This window comes from Streptomyces sp. NRRL S-495 (assembly GCF_000966955.1).
Classification (GTDB): domain Bacteria; phylum Actinomycetota; class Actinomycetes; order Streptomycetales; family Streptomycetaceae; genus Kitasatospora; species Kitasatospora purpeofusca.
The window spans coordinates 1-1,147 of sequence record NZ_JZWY01001176.1 but is presented as its reverse complement, the minus strand read 5'-3'; the positions used below and the strand labels follow the sequence as shown (position 1 = coordinate 1,147).

Annotated in this window: 1 protein-coding gene; it reads left to right on the top strand. The window is 69.5% G+C overall.

All coding sequences use genetic code 11. From position 1 onward, the window contains the following. Nucleotides 1–13: 13 nt before the first annotated feature. Nucleotides 14–1,147: amino acid adenylation domain-containing protein (locus tag VR45_RS40280; RefSeq protein ID WP_353612759.1), on the top strand; the 1,134-nt coding region annotated here is incomplete at its 3' end.

The following is a 1,147-nucleotide window of genomic DNA, read 5'->3' as shown; positions in this document are numbered from 1 at the left end:
TGCGGTGGCGGTGGTGTTCGAGGACGTCGAGCTGTCGTATGCGGAGTTGGATGCGCGCGCCAACCGGTTGGCGCGACTGCTGGTGGCGCGTGGTGTGGGTGCGGAGTCGGTGGTGGGGGTGTGTTTGGAGCGCGGCGCCGGGTTGGTGGTGGCGCTGCTGGCAGTGGTGAAGGCGGGGGGCGCGTATCTGCCGATCGATCCGGCGTATCCGGATGACCGGATCGGGTTCACGTTGGGTGATGCGGGTGCGCGTCTGGTGCTGACCTCTGCTGAGCTGGCGGGTCGCCTGGGTGGGTTCGGTGCGGAGGTGGCGGCGCTGGACGAGCCGTCGGTGGTGAGGGAGTTGGCGGCGCTGGATGGTGGGGCGGTGGAGTGTGCGGTGTCGCCGGGGCACCCGGCGTACGTGATCTACACGTCGGGGTCGACGGGTCGGCCCAAGGGTGTGGTGGTGTCGCACGGCAGTGTGACCGGGTTGTTCGCGCAGGCCGGGCCGCTGTTCGGCGGGTTCGGGGCGGACGATGTGTGGTCGTGCTTCCATTCGTTCGCGTTCGACTTCTCGGTGTGGGAGTTGTGGGGTGCGCTGCTGCACGGGGGTCGGGTGGTAGTGGTCCCGTACGGGGTCTCGCGCTCGCCGCAGGAGTTCCTGGCGCTGATCGAGCGCGAGCGGGTGACGGTGCTGAGTCAGACCCCGTCGGCGTTCTACCAGTTGGCGGCCGTGGAGGAGGAGCTTCCTGGGTCGGTGGCGTCGCTGCGTGCGGTGGTGTTCGGTGGCGAGGCGCTGGATCCGGGCCGGCTGAGCGACTGGTGGGCCCGTCATGGTGATCGTGGTCCGCGGTTGGTGAACATGTACGGCATCACCGAGACCACGGTGCATGTGACGTTCCGCGAGCTGTCCTCGGACGAGGGCGGGGCGGGCAGTGTGATCGGGCGCGGAATCCCGGGTCTGGGTGTCTTCGTGCTGGACGAGTTCCTGCGTCCGGTTCCGGTGGGCGTGACGGGTGAGATGTATGTGGCGGGTGGGCAGTTGGCCCGGGGGTATCTGGGTCGTCCGGGGTTGACCGGAGAGCGGTTCGTGGCGTCGCCGTTCGGGGTGCCGGGTGGGCGGTTGTACCGCACGGGTGACCGGGCGAAGTGGTCGGGCGACGGC